This is a genomic window from Acidovorax sp. M14, assembly GCF_049331375.1.
GTDB lineage: Bacteria > Pseudomonadota > Gammaproteobacteria > Burkholderiales > Burkholderiaceae_C > Acidovorax.
This window is the reverse complement of the sequence record NZ_CP186263.1, coordinates 1,558,047-1,572,984: the sequence shown is the minus strand read 5'-3', so window position 1 is coordinate 1,572,984 and position 14,938 is coordinate 1,558,047. Positions and strand designations below refer to the sequence as shown.

General features: G+C 64.2%; 14 protein-coding genes. 13 read left to right on the top strand and 1 reads right to left on the bottom strand.

From position 1 onward, the window contains the following. Positions 1-11 precede the first annotated feature (11 nt). The 12 genes from ACOYR4_RS07285 to accD all read left to right on the top strand — a co-directional run bounded on the left by ACOYR4_RS07285 (position 12) and on the right by accD (position 13,554). Positions 12-989: a LysR family transcriptional regulator gene (locus tag ACOYR4_RS07285; protein ID WP_422849105.1), complete on the top strand. Its 978-nt coding sequence runs from the start codon at positions 12-14 to the stop codon at positions 987-989. A gap of 28 nt (positions 990-1,017) precedes the next feature. After that, positions 1,018-2,439: a 3-isopropylmalate dehydratase large subunit gene (gene leuC, locus ACOYR4_RS07280; protein WP_422849104.1), complete on the top strand. Its 1,422-nt coding sequence runs from the start codon at positions 1,018-1,020 to the stop codon at positions 2,437-2,439. Between the two features lie 12 nt (positions 2,440-2,451). Then, positions 2,452-2,577 (top strand): entericidin A/B family lipoprotein, encoded by a 126-nt coding sequence (locus tag ACOYR4_RS07275; protein ID WP_015013238.1) that lies wholly within the window; start codon positions 2,452-2,454, stop codon positions 2,575-2,577. An 11-nt stretch (positions 2,578-2,588) separates the two neighbouring features. After that, positions 2,589-3,239, top strand: coding sequence for a 3-isopropylmalate dehydratase small subunit (leuD, locus tag ACOYR4_RS07270; protein ID WP_015013237.1), 651 nt, complete (start codon positions 2,589-2,591; stop codon positions 3,237-3,239). Between the two features lie 76 nt (positions 3,240-3,315). Beyond that, a complete protein-coding gene (leuB, locus tag ACOYR4_RS07265) occupies positions 3,316-4,389 on the top strand; it encodes a 3-isopropylmalate dehydrogenase (protein WP_015013236.1) in 1,074 nt (357 codons plus the stop codon). Between the two features lie 400 nt (positions 4,390-4,789). Beyond that, positions 4,790-5,920, top strand: a complete 1,131-nt coding sequence (asd, locus tag ACOYR4_RS07260) for an aspartate-semialdehyde dehydrogenase (RefSeq protein WP_110959350.1) — start codon at positions 4,790-4,792, stop codon at positions 5,918-5,920. Positions 5,921-6,207: 287 nt separating this feature from the next. Beyond that, positions 6,208-8,823 (top strand): FimV/HubP family polar landmark protein, encoded by a 2,616-nt coding sequence (locus ACOYR4_RS07255; protein WP_422849103.1) that lies wholly within the window; start codon positions 6,208-6,210, stop codon positions 8,821-8,823. A gap of 53 nt (positions 8,824-8,876) precedes the next feature. Continuing rightward, positions 8,877-9,698 (top strand): tRNA pseudouridine(38-40) synthase TruA, encoded by an 822-nt coding sequence (truA, locus tag ACOYR4_RS07250; RefSeq protein WP_060984512.1) that lies wholly within the window; start codon positions 8,877-8,879, stop codon positions 9,696-9,698. Next, a complete protein-coding gene (locus tag ACOYR4_RS07245; RefSeq protein WP_422849102.1) occupies positions 9,695-10,495 on the top strand; it encodes a phosphoribosylanthranilate isomerase in 801 nt (266 codons plus the stop codon). The genes truA and ACOYR4_RS07245 overlap by 4 nt, the downstream gene beginning before the upstream one ends. Beyond that, a complete protein-coding gene (trpB, locus tag ACOYR4_RS07240; protein WP_422849101.1) occupies positions 10,473-11,756 on the top strand; it encodes a tryptophan synthase subunit beta in 1,284 nt (427 codons plus the stop codon). The genes ACOYR4_RS07245 and trpB overlap by 23 nt, the downstream gene beginning before the upstream one ends. Beyond that, on the top strand, positions 11,757-12,566 hold the full coding sequence (gene trpA, locus ACOYR4_RS07235; RefSeq protein ID WP_422849100.1) for a tryptophan synthase subunit alpha: 810 nt from the start codon (positions 11,757-11,759) through the stop codon (positions 12,564-12,566). Positions 12,567-12,681: 115 nt separating this feature from the next. Further along, positions 12,682-13,554, top strand: coding sequence for an acetyl-CoA carboxylase, carboxyltransferase subunit beta (gene accD, locus ACOYR4_RS07230; RefSeq protein WP_015013229.1), 873 nt, complete (start codon positions 12,682-12,684; stop codon positions 13,552-13,554). Between the two features lie 114 nt (positions 13,555-13,668). On the opposite strand, the gene ACOYR4_RS07225 is transcribed toward accD, so the two are convergent. Beyond that, entirely contained in the window at positions 13,669-14,220 is a 552-nt protein-coding gene (locus tag ACOYR4_RS07225) for a YggT family protein (RefSeq protein ID WP_422849099.1), read from the bottom strand. Between the two features lie 79 nt (positions 14,221-14,299). Between ACOYR4_RS07225 and ACOYR4_RS07220 the strand changes: the two genes are divergently transcribed. Then, a complete protein-coding gene (locus tag ACOYR4_RS07220; RefSeq protein ID WP_422849098.1) occupies positions 14,300-14,938 on the top strand; it encodes an LON peptidase substrate-binding domain-containing protein in 639 nt (212 codons plus the stop codon).

Here is a 14,938-nt window from a genome sequence, read left to right as displayed (position 1 = left end):
GTCAAAACCCCATGAAAAGCTCCGAGCGCAGTTTTGCGCGCCGTATTGACCTGACCTCGCTGCAATTGTTTGTGGCGGTGTGCGAGCTCGGCAGCATCGGCCGCGCGGCCGAGCGCGAGTTCATCGCGGCGTCGGCCGTGAGCAAGCGTCTCTCGGATCTGGAAACGGCCGTGGACACCGCCCTGCTCTACCGCCACAGCCGGGGCGTGACCCTCACGCCCGCTGGCGAGAGCCTGCTGCACCATGCGCGCACCGTGCTGTTCGGCCTGGAGCGCATGCAGGGCGAACTGAGTGAATACGCTGACGGCGTGCGCGGCCATGTGCGCATGCACGCCAACATTTCGGCCATCTTCCAGTTTCTGCCCGAAGACCTGGGCGCCTTCGCGCGCGAGCACAGCCAGATCAAGATCGATCTGCAGGAGCACCTTTCCAGCGACGTGCTGCACGCCGTGCAAGAAGGCGCCGCCGATCTGGGCATCTGCAACATCGGCATGGCGAACGGCGGGGGTGCCCTTGAGCTGCAAACCCGCCCCTACCGCGCTGATAATCTGGTGCTGGTTGTGCCCCGAGCGCATGATTTGTCTGCGCTTGATGCTATCAATTTTGAAGAAGTCCTGGACTGGGACATCGTGGGCCTGCACGCCAACAGCAGCATCAGCCTGGCCATGCGTGCAGCCGCAGCCGCTGCCGGGCGCCCGCTGCGCCAGCGCATCCAGGTCACGGGGCTCGATGCCATGTGCCGCATGATCGACAACGGCCTGGGCGTGGGGCTATTGCCCGACCGGGCCTTTGCACTGATGCGCGGCGTGGGCAACCTGCAGGCCATCCCGCTGACCGATGCCTGGGCGCACCGCGAACTGCGCGTGGTGGCCCGCGACTTTGACGCCCTGCCCGTCACAGCCCGTTTGCTGGTGGAACACCTTGCACCGCGGCCGGAGCCGCCCTCGGCGCAAACAGCCCCCGACACTAAAATCCAATCCCCCACCTGAAGCCCGAAAGCAGAAAGAAAGCCACGCCATGGGACGCACCCTGTACGACAAGATCTGGGACGAGCATGTTGTCCACACCGAAGAGGACGGCACCTCCATCCTCTACATCGACCGCCATCTGGTGCACGAAGTCACCAGCCCCCAGGCGTTTGAAGGCCTGCGCGAGGCGGGCCGCAAGGTCTGGCGCATGAGCTCCATCGTGGCCACCGCCGACCACAACACGCCCACCACGGGCTGGGAGAACGGCTACGACGGCATCACCGACCCGATCAGCAAAGAACAGATCACCACGCTGAACGACAACATCGCGCAGATCACGCCGGCAGCGTTCTTCCCATTCATGCACAAGCGCCAAGGCATCGTGCACGTGATCGGCCCCGAAAACGGCGCCACCCTGCCCGGCATGACCGTGGTCTGCGGCGACAGCCACACCAGCACACACGGCGCGTTTGGCGCACTGGCGCACGGCATCGGCACCTCCGAAGTCGAGCACGTGATGGCCACCCAGACCCTGCTGGCCAAGAAGGCCAAGAACATGCTGGTCCAGGTGGACGGCACGCTGGCCAAGGGCGTGACGCCCAAGGACGTGGTGCTGGCCATCATCGGCAAGATCGGCACCGCCGGCGGCACGGGCTACACGATTGAATTTGCCGGCTCCGTCTTCCGCGCCATGACCATGGAAGGCCGCATGACCGTGTGCAACATGGCCATCGAGGCCGGTGCCCGCGCAGGCCTGGTGGCGGTGGATGACAAGACCATCGAATACGTCAAGGGCCGCCCCCTGTCGCCCACAGGCGTGGAATGGGATCAGGCCGTGGCGTACTGGAAAACGCTGCACTCTGACGCCGACGCAAAGTTCGACGCCGTGGTCAAGCTCGACGCGGCGGAGATCGTTCCGCAGGTCACCTGGGGCACCAGCCCCGAGATGGTGCTGGGCGTGGACGCCCGCGTGCCGGACCCCGACAAGGAGAAAGACGCCAACAAGCGTGGCGCCATCGAGCGCGCCTTGACCTACATGGGCCTCACGCCGGGCAAGCCGATCAACGACATCACCATCGACAAGGTGTTCATCGGCAGCTGCACCAACAGCCGCATCGAAGACATGCGCGAAGCCGCCGCCGTGGTGAAGAACCTGGGCCGCAAGGTGGCCAGCAATGTGAAGCTGGCCATGGTGGTACCCGGCTCGGGCCTGGTCAAGGAACAGGCCGAGCGCGAGGGCTTGGACCAGATCTTCAAGGCCGCAGGCTTTGAATGGCGCGAACCCGGTTGCAGCATGTGCCTGGCCATGAACGCCGACCGCCTGGAGCCTGGCGAGCGTTGCGCATCGACCAGCAACCGCAACTTTGAAGGCCGCCAGGGCGCTGGAGGCCGCACCCATCTCGTGAGCCCCGCCATGGCCGCTGCGGCTGCCGTGCACGGGCATTTCGTAGACATCCGCCAATTTGCCTGAAGGAGCTTTGCCATGAAAACCACCGCTACCCTCATCGCTTTGACCCTCACGTTCCTGCTGGCCGGTTGCAACACCGTCAAGGGTGTGGGCCAGGACATCGGCAAGGCCGGATCGGCCATCGAGCGCGCAGCCAAATAAGGCCTCCTGACATGCAGAAATTCACCCTCCACAAAGGCCTCGTGGCTCCCATGGACCGCGAGAACGTCGATACCGACGCCATCATCCCCAAGCAGTTCCTCAAGTCGATCAAGAAGACGGGCTTTGGCCCCAACCTGTTTGACGAATGGCGCTACCTGGACAAGGGCGAGCCGGGCATCCCCGAAAGCCAGCGCAAGCCCAACCCCGACTTTGTGCTGAACCAGCCACGTTACAAAGGCGCGAGCATCCTCATCGCGCGCAAGAACTTTGGCTGCGGCTCCAGCCGTGAACACGCGCCCTGGGCACTGGACCAGTTCGGCTTTCGCGCCGTGATCGCGCCCAGCTTTGCCGACATCTTCTTCAACAACTGCTTCAAGAACGGCCTGCTGCCAATCGTGCTGCCAGAGGCCACCGTCGCCCAGCTGTTTGACGAAGTGGCGGCCTTTCCGGGCTACCAGCTCACCATCGACCTGGAGCGCCAGGTCATCGTGCGCCCCCAGGGCGAGGAGATCCCGTTCGAGGTGCAGGCCTTCCGCAAGTACTGCCTGCTCAACGGTTTTGACGACATCGGCCTGACCCTGCGCCAGTCGGACAAGATCAAGGCCTTTGAAGCCCAGCGCCTGGCCACCAAGCCCTGGCTGGCACACACCATGGTGTCGTAACCCCAATATTCAGCCCAATTGGCCGCAAGTGCTACATCCATATGCGCTGGCAGCTATCAAAAACAAAGCAAAACCAATGAAAATCGCAGTTCTGCCGGGTGACGGCATCGGTACCGAAATCGTGGCCGAGGCCGTCAAGGTCCTCAACGCACTCGACCTGAAGTTCGAGATGGAATCGGCCCTTGTCGGCGGTGCCGCCTACGAGGCCCACGGCCACCCGCTGCCCGAATCCACCCTCCAACTCGCCAAGGAAGCCGACGCCATCCTGTTCGGCGCCGTGGGCGACTGGAAATACGACAAGCTCGACCGCCCCCTGCGCCCCGAGCAAGCCATCCTGGGCCTGCGCAAGAACCTGGGCCTGTTCGCCAACTTCCGCCCCGCGATTTGCTACGAGCAACTGGTGGGCGCCTCGAGCCTCAAGCCCGAGTTGATCGCAGGCCTGGACATCCTCATCATCCGCGAGCTGACGGGCGACATCTACTTCGGTCAACCCCGTGGCCGCCGCACGGCAGTGGATGGGCACTTCCCCGGTGCAGAGGAAGCCTTTGACACCATGCGCTACTCGCGCCCTGAGATCGAGCGCATCGCCCATGTCGCCTTCCAGGCCGCCCGCAAGCGCAACAAGAAGGTCACCAGCGTGGACAAGGCCAACGTGCTGGAAACCTTCCAGTTCTGGAAAGACGTGATGACCGAAGTGGGCCAGCAGTACCCCGACGTCGAACTGCAGCACATGTACGTGGACAACGCGGCCATGCAACTGGTCAAGGCCCCCAAGGCATTTGACGTGGTGGTGACCGGCAACATGTTCGGCGACATCCTGTCGGACGAAGCGTCCATGCTCACCGGCTCCATCGGCATGCTGCCCTCGGCCAGCCTGAACAGCAGCAACCAGGGCCTGTACGAGCCCAGCCACGGCAGCGCCCCCGACATCGCCGGCAAGGGCGTTGCCAACCCGCTGGCCACCATCCTGTCGGCTGCGATGATGCTGCGCTTCAGCCTGAACCAGGAAGCCGCCGCCCAGCGCATCGAAGCGGCCGTGCAAAAAGTGCTGGCCCAAGGCCTGCGCACGCCCGACATCTACAGCGAAGGCACCACCAAGGTCGGCACAGCGCAGATGGGCGACGCCGTGGTGAAGGCGCTGCAAGCGTAAACCGCCCCACCCACGCGAGCTGCTCGTAGCGGCGGCAAGCGGCATCCATCACAGGCGACCCTCAGTGGTCGCCTTTTTCATGGGCAGGACCCGGCTCGCAGATCCACCCAGCCCTCTAGGTGGCGTTGCACAGCAGTTCATGGCGTTCGCGCAACGCTGCAAGCCCCGTGCAAGCCGCGATCCATTACAATCACGCTCATGTTTGCCGCCCGCCCGTTCGCCCTGAACACCGCTACTGCCGCCCTGGCAGGCGTGGCTGTGCGCGCAATCACCACCAAAACCACGACCATTATTAAGGGCTGATCCAGCTCCGGTACCGTCGTGCGCCCTCTCCCGGCCAGACGAGCCGGGGCAAACAGTCTGGTCTGGCACTGTTTCTTAATCTGAAAGGGGCGTTGAAATGAGCAAGTTGGTAGGTTTGGTCGGCTGGCGCGGCATGGTCGGCTCAGTGTTGATGGACCGCATGGTCGAAGAAAAAGACTTCGACCTGATTGAGCCATTGTTCTTCTCCACCTCCAACGCCGGCGGCAAGGCCCCTGCGCAGGCCAAGAACGAAACCACCCTGCAAGACGCCTTCAACATCGATGCCCTGAAGCGCTGCGACATCATCATCACCGCACAAGGCGGCGACTACACCACCGAAGTCTTCCCCAAGCTGCGCGCTGCGGGCTGGAACGGCCACTGGATCGACGCCGCCTCCACCCTGCGCATGGAGAAGGACGCGGTCATCATCCTCGACCCCGTGAACATGCCCGTCATCAAGGACGCGCTGGCCAACGGCGGCAAGAACTGGGTGGGCGGCAACTGCACCGTGAGCTGCATGCTGATGGGCGTGGGTGCACTTTACAAGGCCGGTCTGGTCGAGTGGATGAGCACCCAGACCTACCAGGCCGCGTCGGGCGGCGGCGCGCAGCACATGCGCGAACTGCTCACGCAATACGGCACGCTGAACGCCGAGGTGAAGGCCCTGCTCGACGACCCCAAGAGCGCCATCCTGGAAATCGATCGCAAGGTCATTGCCAAGCAGCGCGCCCTGACCGGCGCCGAAACCGCCAACTTCGGCGTACCCCTGGGCGGCTCGCTGATCCCCTGGATCGACAAGGATCTGGGCAACGGCCAGTCCAAGGAAGAGTGGAAGGGCATGGCCGAGACCAACAAGATTTTGGGTCTGGGCGAGGGTTTTGGCTCTGCCGCCATACCGGTCGACGGCTTCTGCGTGCGCGTGGGTGCCATGCGTTGCCACAGCCAGGCGCTGACCTTCAAGCTCAAGAAGGATGTGCCCGTGGCCGACCTCGAAGCCATGATCGCCGCCGACAACGAATGGGTGAAGGTGGTACCCAACACCCGCGAAGCCACGATCAAGGACCTGACCCCCGTGGCAGTGACCGGCACCATGACCATCCCCGTGGGCCGCATCCGCAAGCTGGCCATGGGCCCTGAGTATGTGGGTGCCTTCACCATTGGCGACCAGTTGCTGTGGGGTGCCGCAGAGCCCCTGCGCCGTATGCTGCGCATTTTGCTCAACGCCTGATAACCTCCCGCAAAAAGCGCGCGCAAACCCAGTTGCGCGCGCTTTTTTGCGTCTGGACCATCGACACACTCGGTTACGCGACGTTGGCAATTGGCAACAACTGCACGCCCCAATTTGGGGCGCCGGGACCCCTCACAAAGCTTCGGAGCCACCTCAGCTTGTCAGTGCAAAACATTGATGCTATGGTGCTTTTTACATATTTTCACGCGCCGGGGCGGGACCAGACCATGACAAAAAAAGCACCGCTCGTCCGAGCCGCACAAAATCCTCATCAGTTGTTGGCAAACATGCATCGTTGGAAATTTTCTGTCCTGGCGGCCGCGGCCGTGGCTTGCGCTGGCTTCTACACCAGCGACGCGTCTGCGCTGGCACTGGGCCGCATCACCGTGCAGTCTGCCCTGGGAGAACCCCTGCGCGCTGAAATCGACCTGCCACAGATCACCCCCGCAGAAGCCGACTCGCTGCGTGCCACAACAGCTGCGCCCGAAGTCTTCCGTGCCCAGGGCATGGAATACACGCAGACCATGAACAACCTGCAGATCCAGCTGCAGCGCCGCGCTGACGGCACCGCCGTGTTGCGCTTGTCCAGCGACCGGCCTGTGAATGAGCCCTTCCTGGACTTGGTGCTGGATGCCAACTGGGGATCGGGCCGTATCGTTCGCAGCTACACCATGCTGTTCGACCCGCCCAGCATGCGCCGCGCAGCGCCTGCGGTCACAGCAGCACCTCAGATTTCTGCACCTGCTGCGCCCCAGGTGCCAGCAACCCGCCCAGCAGCAACGGCCCGCGTCAGCGAGCCTGCGGCAGCTCCGACCGCGCCGCGCGCGGCTGCGCCCCGCCCCGCACCGACAGACGGTGTGACGGTGCAGGCAGGCGACACCGCAGGCCGCATTGCGAACGCATACAAGCCTGCTGGCGTGTCGCTCGACCAGATGCTGGTTGCCATGATGCGCGCCAACCCGGATGCATTCATCCAGGGCAACGTCAACCGCCTGAGGGCTGGCGCTGTGCTGCAGATGCCTGACCAGGCCGCAGCTCAATCCACCCCAGCCCCCGAAGCACGACAGATTCTGGCGGCCCAGGCCCGGGACTTCAACGACTTCCGCCGCAAGCTGGCGGGGGCAGCCCCGTCGACTGAAGTGGCAGCAGCCCAGCGCTCTGCCTCTGGCAGCGTCCAGACGCGCGTCGAAGACAAAAAGCCCGCGACGGCGGCACCTGACAAGCTCACTCTGTCCAAAGGCTCCGTCAAGGGCCAAAAGGCAGCCGAAGAGCAAGTCGCCAAGGACAAGCAGGCCAGCGAAGCCGCCACGCGGATGGCGGAGTTGTCCAAGAACATTACCGATCTGAATAAGCTGAGCGCTGCGTCCGCAGCTGCCGGCAGCAGTGCCGCGCCGGCCGCCGCAGGTGCCGCCAGCGCGCCAGCAGGGGTGGCAGTGCAGACCCCAGCCGTGCCGGCCACGCCGACCGCGCCCGCTGCACCTGCAGCCCCCGCTTCTGCCCCCGAGGCAGCAGCCAGCACGCCGGCAGACACCCCAGTGGCAGCAGAAGCGGCTGCCTCGGCTCCCGCCGCAGATGCATCCGCCCCCACACCTGCACCCAAGTCAGCGCCTACTCCCAAGCCTGCCCCCGCGCCGGTGGAAGAGCCTGGCTTCTTGTCCACCCTCATGGACGACCCGCTGCTGCCTATCGGCGGCGGCATCCTGGTCGCGGGTCTGCTCGGGTTTGGCGCCTACCGGCTGATCCAGCGCCGTCGCCAGAACGGCGGGGTGGACAGCTCCTTCCTCGAAAGCCGCATTCAGCCCGACTCGTTCTTTGGCGCCAGCGGCGGCCAGCGCGTAGACACGGCCAACAGCGACATGACCACGGGCTCGTCCATGGCCTACTCTCCCAGCCAGCTGGATGCAGGCGGTGACGTAGACCCTGTGGCAGAAGCCGATGTGTATCTGGCCTATGGCCGCGATCTCCAGGCCGAAGAAATCCTGAAAGAGGCCGTGCGCCACAACCCCGGCCGTGTCTCGGTGCACGTCAAACTGGGCGAAATCTACGCCAAGCGCCAGGACCGAAAAGCCCTGGAGGCTGTGGCTGGTGAAGTGTTCAAGCTGACCCAGGGCGAAGGGCCCGACTGGAACCGCATTGCCGAACTCGGACGTGACTTGGAGCCCGAGAACCGCCTGTACCAACCTGGCGGCCGCCCCGGCATGGCCGAAGATGAATCGCCCTCGGTGCCACCGGGCGGCTTCCCCAGCACCTTCACAGGCGCAGGCAGCCCTGCTGCAGCCTTGCCACCGGACCTGGACCTCGATCTGGATCTGGACCTGCCCGATGACGCGCTGACGGATGCGCCGCCAGCAGCAGCCGGTGGGTTTGCAGCGGCCGCCGCGGCGGCGACTGCAGCCAACAGCCGCAGCGAAGCCAGCGAACCACAAACGCTGCGCCCCGAACTGGACTTGCCCAGCATCCCCGAAGAACCTAGCGCCTCGTGGAACAGCCAGGAAACCGCACCCAGCCCCATGATGGCGCCCCCGCCCGTGGCCAATCTGGACTTCCCCAGCGGTGACGACCTGAGCATGGCTCCGTCGGGCCCGATGCCTCTGAGCGGCGAGCCACAGGATTCTGGCCCGATGGAGTTTGACCTGGGCGACCTGTCTCTGGACCTGAACGCCCCCTCCAAGCCCATGGCAGCGCCTGCCGCCAAAGCACCCGCTGCCCCGGCGCCAGAATTTGCCGACGACGGATCGGCCGCAGCACAAGACGACCCTCTGGCCACCAAGCTGGCACTGGCCGAGGAGTTCAACGCCATCGGTGACACGGATGGTGCACGCACGCTGATTGAAGAAGTGGTGGCAGAGTCCAGCGGTGCCCTCAAGACCCGTGCGCAGCGCATGCTGGCTGAACTGGGCTGATGCCGTTCGGCCCATCCGCTGATCTAGCACCCAGCACTTCCCCAGGCCCCCCCATGACCCGGGTGGCGCTGGGCGTCAGCTACAACGGCCAAGCCTACAACGGCTGGCAAAGCCAGCTTTCTGGCAACACCGTGCAGGACAAACTCGAAGCGGCCCTGGGCCGCTTTGCTACGCATCCGGTCAGCACGCTCTGCGCAGGCCGCACGGATGCCGGTGTGCACGGGCTGATGCAGGTGGTGCACTTTGATACCCCCCTCAACCGCCCTGCTGCGTCTTGGGTGCGGGGCACCAACACCTTCCTGCCGCCTGACATTGCGGTGCAATGGGCACAGGCAGTGCCTGAGCAATTTCACGCACGCGCCAGTGCGGTGGCACGGCGGTATGCCTACGTGTTGCTGCAGTCTCCGGTGCGGCCCAGCGTAGATGCCGGTCGGGTGGGCTGGGTGTTTCACCCGCTGGACCATGGCGCCATGCGGCAGGCAGCCGACTACCTGATCGGCGAGCATGACTTCACCTCGTTCCGCGCGTCCGCCTGCCAGGCCAAGACCCCCGTCAAAACCTTGCATCGCATCGACATCGTGCGACGGGGCGCGAGTGCACCGCACCCAGAGCTGGGCTGGAGCCCCTGTTACTGGCGTTTTGAATTTGAAGCCAACGCCTTCTTGCACCACATGATCCGCAACATCATGGGCTGCCTGATCGCCATCGGCCAGGGCACGCAGCCTCCCGAATGGATGGCCGAGGTGCTGGCAGCCCGATCCCGCAAGGTGGCTGCGCCGACGTTTTCGCCAGACGGGCTGTACTTTCAAGGGCCCGTCTACGACGCAGCCTGGGGCCTGCCCCAGCGCACGGCTGCGTATGATTGGCTTCCATGAACCAGGCCACCCCACTGACCACAACGGCTCTAGCCGCCAGTCAACGCCTCCACGCCCCTTTCCAGGCGTCTGCCAACGTACGCACCCGCATCAAGATCTGTGGGTTGACCCGCGAGGAAGACGTGGATGCAGCCGTGGCTGCGGGCGCCGATGCGGTGGGCTTTGTGCTCTACGCCCCCAGCCCACGGGCGGTCACCCCTCAGCGGGCCGCGCAGTTGGCCCGGCGCCTGCCGCCGTTTGTCACACCCGTGCTGCTGTTCGTGAACGAATCCACTCCTAATGTGATAGCAGCCAGCACAATGATTGCTGGCGCTACAGTGCAATTTCATGGTGATGAAACGCCGCAGGACTGCCTGGCCGCCACCCACCAGGGGGCACGCCCCTATCTACGAGCCGCCCGAATTCCCCTCGGCGATGGAGCGGCGCAGTTTGACCTCGTAAAATACGCCCACGATTACTCCCACGCCCAAGCCATCCTGCTCGACGCCCACGTCGACGGTTTTGGCGGAGGCGGCAAGGCATTCAATTGGTCACTCCTTCCACCAAGCGTCAGCTCTCACCTCGTTTTGTCTGGTGGACTCACGCCTGCAAACGTGACCGATGGCATTTTGCAAGTCCGCCCGCGGGGTCTCTCGCTGGCGGTTGATGTCAGCTCCGGCGTTGAAGCCGATGGCCCCGATGGCAAACCCATCAAGGGCATCAAGGACGCCGTGAAGATCCAACGCTTCGTTGCCGCCGTGCGTGCGGCCGATGCACAACTTGCAAAGAACCCCCATGAATTCCTATCAGCAACCTGATGCTTCCGGCCATTTCGGCCCCTACGGCGGCAGCTTCGTCAGCGAAACCCTGACCCACGCCATCCAGGAACTGCGCGAGGCCTACGCGCGCTACCAGAGCGACCCGGAGTTTCTGGCCGAATTCCAGTACGAACTCAAGCACTTCGTTGGCCGCCCCTCTCCCATCTACCATGCGGCGCGCACCAGCCGCGAAATGGGCGGCGCGCAGATCTACCTCAAGCGCGAAGACCTGAACCACACCGGCGCACACAAGATCAACAACGTGATCGGCCAAGCCATGCTGGCCAAGCGCATGGGCAAGCCCCGTGTGATTGCCGAGACGGGCGCAGGCCAGCACGGGGTGGCGACGGCCACCATCTGCGCCCGCTACGGCCTGGAATGCGTGGTGTACATGGGTGCCGAAGACGTGAAGCGCCAAAGCCCCAACGTGTACCGCATGAAACTGCTGGGCGCCACCGTGGTGCCCGTGGAGTCCGGCAGCAAGACCCTGAAAGACGCCCTGAACGACGCCATGCGCGACTGGGTGGCGAATGTGGACAACACCTTCTACATCATCGGCACGGTGGCAGGCCCGCACCCCTACCCCATGATGGTGCGGGACTTCCAGAGCGTGATCGGCAAGGAATGCATTGAGCAAATGCCCGCCATGCTGACCGAGCAAAAGGTGCTGGGCCAGCAACCCGATGCCGTGATCGCCTGCGTGGGCGGCGGCAGCAATGCCATGGGCATCTTCCACCCCTATATCCCGTTCGAGAAAACGCGCCTGATTGGCGTGGAAGCTGCGGGTGAAGGCCTGGAGTCGGGCAAACACTCCGCATCGCTGCAAAAAGGCAGCGCGGGCGTGCTGCACGGCAACCGCACCTTCATCTTGCAGGATGACAACGGCCAGATCACCGAAACCCACAGCATCAGCGCGGGCCTGGACTACCCCGGCGTAGGCCCCGAGCACGCCTGGTTGCAGGAGATCGGCCGCGCGGAGTACGTCGGCATCACCGACCAGGAAGCGCTGGACGCCTTCCACTATCTGTGCCGCACCGAGGGCATCATCCCTGCGCTCGAATCCAGCCACGCCGTGGCCTATGCCATGAAGCTGGCCAAAACCATGCGCCCAGACCAGTCGATCCTGGTCAACCTCTCGGGCCGGGGCGACAAGGACATTGGTACTGTGGCCGATCTCAGTGGCGCCGACTTTTACTGCCGCCCCAGCTGCCAGGGGCAGTCCGTCAAGGGCGGCGAGCAACCCATCAAGTTGGTGAAATAAATGAGCCGTATCGCATCCACCTTTTCTGCCCTGCAAGCCCAGGGCCGCAAGGCGCTGATTCCTTATGTGACCGCCGGTTTCCCGTTCGCCGACATCACCCCCGCGCTCATGCACGGCATGGTCGAGGCCGGTGCCGACGTGATCGAGCTGGGCGTGCCCTTTTCCGACCCCATGGCCGATGGCCCGGTGATCCAGAAGGCGGGTGAAAAAGCCCTCAGCCTGGGCATTGGCATGGTGCAGGTGCTGGACCATGTGCGCGAGTTCCGCAAGCGCAACAACACGACACCCGTGGTGCTGATGGGCTATGCCAACCCTGTGGAACGCTACGACCAGAAGCACGGCGAAGGTGCGTTTGTGCGCGACTCTGCCGCTGCGGGCGTGGACGGCGTGCTCATCGTGGACTACCCGCCCGAAGAATGCGAAGCTTTTGCTGCCAGCCTGCGCGCGCACGGCATGGACCTGATCTTCCTGCTGGCTCCCACCAGCACGGACGAACGCATGGCCCAGGTGGCGCGCGTAGCCAGCGGCTATGTGTACTACGTGTCGCTCAAGGGCGTGACCGGCTCCGGCGCGCTGGATACGGCGGCCGTGGAGCAGATGCTGCCCCGCATCCGCCAGCATGTGACCATCCCGGTGGGTGTGGGCTTTGGCATCCGCGACGCAGCCACCGCCCAGGCCATTGGCAAGGTGGCCGATGCCGTGGTCATCGGTAGCCGCATCATCCAGTTGATTGAAGACCAGGAGCACGCCAAGGTGGTGCCCCTGACCATCGACTTCCTGCGTGGCATCCGCAAGGCCCTGGACGCCTAGTCGCATAATGCAGCCCGGCGCATCCTGTGGGGTGCGCCGACAGATTCACACCCGGCCTGCCCCGCAAACGCCTACGGGCTATGCAGCAGGTCGCGCCACTGAAGAGGAGAACACCATGTCCTGGCTCGAAAAACTTCTGCCCGCCAAAATCCAGCAAACCGACCCCACCGAGCGCCGCCAGGTGCCCGAAGGCCTCTGGATCAAGTGCCCGAGCTGCGAAACGGTGCTCTACAAGGCGGATCTGGAACACAACCAGAATGTCTGCCCCCATTGCAGCCACCACCACCGCATTGGCGCACGCGCCCGCCTGGACGCCTTTCTGGACGCCGAAGGTCGCTACGAAATCGGCCAGGAAGTGCTACCTGTGGACGCCCTCAAGTTCAAGGACAGCCGCAAGTACCCCGAGCGCCTGAAGGAAGCGCTAGAGAACACCGGCGAGACCGACGCCCTCATCGTCATGGGCGGCGCGGTCAAGAGCATCAACGTGGTGGCCGCCTGCTTCGAGTTCGACTTCATGGGCGGCTCCATGGGGTCCGTGGTGGGCGAGCGCTTTGTGCGCGGCGTGGAAACCGCCATTGAGCAGAAGGTGCCCTTCATCTGCTTCACCGCCACCGGCGGCGCGCGCATGCAGGAAGGCCTGCTGTCACTGATGCAGATGGCCAAGACCAACGCGGCACTGACCCGCCTGGCCAAGAAGGGCCTGCCCTACATCAGCGTGCTGACCGACCCGACCATGGGCGGCGTGAGCGCCGGCTTTGCCTTCGTGGGCGACATCGTGATCGCCGAGCCCAAGGCGCTGATCGGCTTTGCCGGCCCCCGAGTGATCGAATCCACCGTGCGCGTAACCTTGCCTGAGGGCTTTCAGCGCGCCGAATTCCTTCAGACCAAGGGTGCCGTGGACTTCATCTGCGACCGCCGCGAACTGCGCAACACCGTCGCCAGCAGTCTGGCCATGCTGCAACGGCTGCCCGCCGACGCGGTGATGTGAACAACACCCAGTCCCTGGGAAGGGACTGGGCCGGGCCTATCGCCCACCACCAACGCTACATTTTCAATAGCAATTGAGGCATATGCGCCTAGCGCATCGGGCCGTTTTGGTGCCTCAGCGCATCACGCTGGCCTGCAAATGGCCCAAAACGATCATCGCGACCTGCAGCACCACCAGCGCCACCAAGGGTGACAGATCAAAGCCGCCCATCAGCGGAATCACCCGGCGAAATGGCCGCAACACGGGCTCGCACAAGCGTGCAATCACATCGCCCAACGGCGAACGACCGCCTTGTATCCAGGACAGGACCGCATAGACGATCAGCAGGCCGATCAGCCCCGAGACCGCCACGCGCAGCAGCCCGAACAAGGCCAGCCAGGGCAACCATGCCCACGCCGAGCCAGCTCCCAGCAGCAACGTCAACAACGCGTACTGCACCAGCTGCACGAGCATCGCTGCCACCAGGCTGGACACATCCCAACGCCCCGCCGGTGGTATCACCCGGCGCAGCGGCATGATCAGCCAGTCGGTCAACGCAAACACCAACCCACCAACGGGGTTGGAAAACGGCACCCGCTGCCACTGCATGTACAGCCGCAAGAGGCAGGCCCCGGTCAGCAAGCCGCCAATAACATCAAGCAGGAAAGAGGCGATCTGATAGAGCATGGATGAGACAAAAGCAGTGGTGCGCAGCAAAAGCCGACAGTGTCATGGGATGATAGCGGGCCACGGCACCCGCGCGCCCATGACCCCACCCCTCACCTTGTCGTCCCTGCCGCTTTTCCCCCTAGGCTCCGTCCTGTTCCCGGACGGGGTGCTGGCGCTGCGAGTGTTTGAGGTGCGCTACCTGGACATGGTTCGCAAGTGCCACCAGGCAGGCGCACCATTTGGCGTCGTCTCTCTCACCCAGGGACAGGAGGTACGCCAAGCTGGCGTACCGGAGGAACGCTTCAACGACATCGGCACCCTCGCCGTCATCGAGCAGCTGGAAACGCCACAGCCTGGACTGATCACGGTGCTATGCCGTGGTAGCCAGCGTTTTCGGATCACCCAGCGCCGCCACTTGCCACACGGTTTGTGGACGGCAGACGTAGGCCATATCGAACGGGATCTGACCGTACCGGTTCCAGAGGATCTCAAAAAGGCGTCAACGGCATTGGCGCAGGTCTTAAACACTCTCCAGGTACGCGACCCGGGCATGCCTCACTTGGCAACGCCTACCGCAGCGCAACTGGATGATTGCGGCTGGGTAGCCAACCGGTGGTGCGAATTGCTGCCCGTTCCCCTCGAGCTGAAACAGCGGTTGATGGAGCTGGACAATCCGCTGGTGCGTCTGGAACTGGTGGGGGATGTACTGGAGCGGACGGGGATAGCGCCGTCTTGA

Coding starts and splice junctions, on each gene's coding strand:
- ACOYR4_RS07285 (WP_422849105.1), top strand. CDS start 12: ATGAAAAGCTCCGAGCGCAGTTTTGCGCGCCGTATTGACCTGACCTCG.
- leuC (WP_422849104.1), top strand. CDS start 1,018: ATGGGACGCACCCTGTACGACAAGATCTGGGACGAGCATGTTGTCCAC.
- ACOYR4_RS07275 (WP_015013238.1), top strand. CDS start 2,452: ATGAAAACCACCGCTACCCTCATCGCTTTGACCCTCACGTTCCTGCTG.
- leuD (WP_015013237.1), top strand. CDS start 2,589: ATGCAGAAATTCACCCTCCACAAAGGCCTCGTGGCTCCCATGGACCGC.
- leuB (WP_015013236.1), top strand. CDS start 3,316: ATGAAAATCGCAGTTCTGCCGGGTGACGGCATCGGTACCGAAATCGTG.
- asd (WP_110959350.1), top strand. CDS start 4,790: ATGAGCAAGTTGGTAGGTTTGGTCGGCTGGCGCGGCATGGTCGGCTCA.
- ACOYR4_RS07255 (WP_422849103.1), top strand. CDS start 6,208: ATGCATCGTTGGAAATTTTCTGTCCTGGCGGCCGCGGCCGTGGCTTGC.
- truA (WP_060984512.1), top strand. CDS start 8,877: ATGACCCGGGTGGCGCTGGGCGTCAGCTACAACGGCCAAGCCTACAAC.
- ACOYR4_RS07245 (WP_422849102.1), top strand. CDS start 9,695: ATGAACCAGGCCACCCCACTGACCACAACGGCTCTAGCCGCCAGTCAA.
- trpB (WP_422849101.1), top strand. CDS start 10,473: ATGAATTCCTATCAGCAACCTGATGCTTCCGGCCATTTCGGCCCCTAC.
- trpA (WP_422849100.1), top strand. CDS start 11,757: ATGAGCCGTATCGCATCCACCTTTTCTGCCCTGCAAGCCCAGGGCCGC.
- accD (WP_015013229.1), top strand. CDS start 12,682: ATGTCCTGGCTCGAAAAACTTCTGCCCGCCAAAATCCAGCAAACCGAC.
- ACOYR4_RS07225 (WP_422849099.1), bottom strand. CDS start 14,220: ATGCTCTATCAGATCGCCTCTTTCCTGCTTGATGTTATTGGCGGCTTG.
- ACOYR4_RS07220 (WP_422849098.1), top strand. CDS start 14,300: ATGACCCCACCCCTCACCTTGTCGTCCCTGCCGCTTTTCCCCCTAGGC.